At 53.5% G+C, this 2,662-nt stretch carries 4 protein-coding genes and 1 pseudogene; all 5 read left to right on the plus strand.

Annotation, left to right across the window (positions count from 1 at the left end; genetic code table 11):
* Positions 1-226: EamA family transporter (locus tag P378_RS15985; protein WP_238473329.1), on the plus strand; the 226-nt coding region annotated here is incomplete at its 5' end.
* A 346-nt stretch (positions 227-572) separates the two neighbouring features.
* Positions 573-1,208, plus strand: a pseudogene (locus tag P378_RS19835) (energy-coupling factor ABC transporter permease).
* A complete protein-coding gene (locus P378_RS16000) occupies positions 1,201-1,494 on the plus strand; it encodes a PDGLE domain-containing protein (RefSeq protein WP_099083948.1) in 294 nt (97 codons plus the stop codon). The pseudogene P378_RS19835 and the gene P378_RS16000 overlap by 8 nt, the downstream one beginning before the upstream one ends.
* 22 nt (positions 1,495-1,516) lie before the next feature.
* On the plus strand, positions 1,517-2,251 hold the full coding sequence (cbiQ, locus tag P378_RS16005) for a cobalt ECF transporter T component CbiQ (RefSeq protein WP_238473330.1): 735 nt from the start codon (positions 1,517-1,519) through the stop codon (positions 2,249-2,251).
* 46 nt (positions 2,252-2,297) lie between these two features.
* Positions 2,298-2,662, plus strand: a 365-nt coding sequence (locus tag P378_RS16010; protein ID WP_238473331.1) for an ATP-binding cassette domain-containing protein, incomplete at its 3' end; no start/stop codon positions are given.

Genomic DNA, 2,662 nt, shown 5'->3' on the forward strand with positions numbered 1-2,662 from the left:
CTGGATCGCATGGTGGGTCACAGCACCACTGAGTGGTTGTTTTTTCTCTACATCGCGGTATTTGCCACGGGTACTGCCCTTTGGTTTTTATTTTTGCGGCCTGAACTACCTCACACCGGTGATCACCGGGTTAACCAGCACCCTGGAACCGGTGGTGGCAGCGGCAGTTGCTTTCCTGGTTCTGGGGGAACTGATGTATCCCCTGCAACTTCTGGCTGCGCCATGATACTGGCCGGCGTCATTGCCATCCAGTGCCTACCCAAACAGGAGGAGACAGTATAAAGTTCAGGGATGCGAAGTGATAGATACATAAGATACAACCTTTCAAAGATTTCTCACTTCTTACCTTTCAAATGGCAGGAATAATGAAGTTTCCGGAGAATAAAATCACTACAGGGAATTCAAACCGGACACCGCAGTTTTATTGATAATAAAGTTCTTGTCAAAGCCACGGAAGTTGTTGAACCGGAAGTCCGGAACCTACATGGCTTTTTATTTCACGTTAGGAAGATAAGAAAAGCCCGGTAGAGGTTTTTCATTAAATTAGGGAGGGATATATATGCACATCCCGGATGGTTTTTAGATGCCAAAACCTGGGTTTCCGCTACGGCCATCAGCACAGGGTCCTGGGCTACAGCATTGCTAAAACCAGGGAACAAATCAGTGACCGACAGGTACCCCAACTGGGAGTAATGGCAGCCTTTATCTTTGCCGCCCAGATGATCAATTTTCCCATCGCCGGGGGAACATCCGGTCACCTGCTGGGGGCGGCCCTGGCAACAGCCTGCTGGGTCCATGGAGTGCCAGTATCGTTCTGGCCACGGTACTGATGATCCAGTTGTTTTGTTTTTCAGGATGGCGGGCTGACCGCCCTGGGGGCCAATATTTTAAACATGGGGGTCGTTGGCGTGCTGGTAGCCGCCGGCGCATTTACGGGCCCCGTAAAGTCGGTTGATCAAAGGGAAAACCGGTGTTGCCCTGGCCTCCTTTGCCGCTTCCTGGGCCTCCGTAATGGCCGCGGCTTCATGACCAGCGCAGAACTTGCCCTGTCGGGGATACCCTTTGCCGTAGTCCTGCCGGCCATGCTGGGGGTTCACGCGCTGATTGGCATCGGGGAAGGTGTTATTACCGCTGCGGTGGTGCTGGCCGTCCTTAACGCAGGGTTTTCTCCCAACTGGCTGAGGAAGGGGGATGTTTGCAGTGAATAAAAAACTACTGGCCGGTTTGTTGATCGCTTTACTGGTGGCTGTCTTTTTGTCGCCCTTTGCCTCCCCCCATCCGGACGGGTTGGAGAGAGTGGCGGAAGATCAAAACTTTATCCAAAGGGCTTATGGGAAAGAAGTTCTTACTTCCCCCATTCCCGATTATAGTATGCCGGGTATGCAAAGTGAATTCCTGGCCACCGGGGCAGCAGGGGCCACCGGGGTGGCGCTTACCTTTGGCCTGGTCATGGGCATGAAGAGATTCCTGGTGAAAAGGCAGAATTGTTCATAAGGAAGCCGCGGGGGTTAAACAAATGCAGGGCATTGAGGAAAGGCTGGCTGCCGGGACCTGGATCAGGGGCGTGGATGCCAGGGTAAAGCTGATTGCTGTGGTGATCTTTATCATCAACGCCACCACGCTGCAGGACAAAACACTGTTAATGATCACGGCCTTCTTGCTGCTGGGGGTCTCCCTACTGGCAGGCATTGCCCCGGTACACCTGGTGAAAAGGCTGGTTCTTGTGCTGCCCTTCGGTGGAGTTATGGTTTCTGTCCTCCCCTTTGTCATCCCCGGAGAACCTGTATGGACCCTGCAATTGGGCGTTCTCAAATTGGTGGCTACCAGGGAAGGCTGGGAGGCGGCGGTCCTTCCCTGCCTGCGTATGGTGACCGCCTTTTTGGGCATGGCCTTTCTGACATCCACCACCTCCCTGCGGGAGATCATCCATGCCCTGAATCATCTTAAATTTCCCCGCATCTTTGTTTTGCTCATTGACTTTACGGTACGCTACATCGCGGTGGTAATGGATGAACTAAACCGCATGCAGACTGCCAGGAAAGCCCGGGGGTTTAAACCAGGCAGAGGTCTTTGGGACAGGCATACCGTAAAAACCATTGGCAGTATGCTGGCCATGCTTTTTCTGCGGTCCTATGAAAGGGCGGAAAGGGTTTACTTTGCCATGCTGTCCAGGGGATACACCGGTCAGTACAAATGCTGCGGCCACTGTCACCGGATAAAAAACTGGACCTCAGCTTTGGGGCTGGCATGATTACCGCTTCCTGGGCCATCAAGATCATTGATATGGGAGGGATTCCATGGAGCCTGTTATTGAAGTGACGGAACTTTCTTTCCTTTATAAAGACGGCACCAGGGCTTTGGACAAGTGTTCCCTCACCATAGAGCGCGGCACCAAAGTGGCCATTCTGGGACCCAACGGTTCGGGCAAATCCACCCTGCTGCTGCATTTAAACGGCATTCATGTGGTCCAGCAGGGGACGGTGAAGGTCCTGGAGGAAACCGTCAGTCCCTCCAATGAACAATGGCTGAGAAGTAAAGTGGGCCTGGTGTTTCAGGACCAGACGACCAAATTTTCTCCGGCACCGTCTGGGAGGACGTGGCCTTTGGCCCCGTTAACCAGGGCCTGCGGGGAGAGGAGTTGGAGGCCAGGGTGCGCCAAGCT

Source organism: Desulforamulus profundi, assembly GCF_002607855.1.

Excerpts from the sequence above, each read along its gene's own strand:
- cbiQ (WP_238473330.1), top strand. The coding sequence starts at position 1,517 with ATGCAGGGCATTGAGGAAAGGCTGGCTGCCGGGACCTGGATCAGGGGC.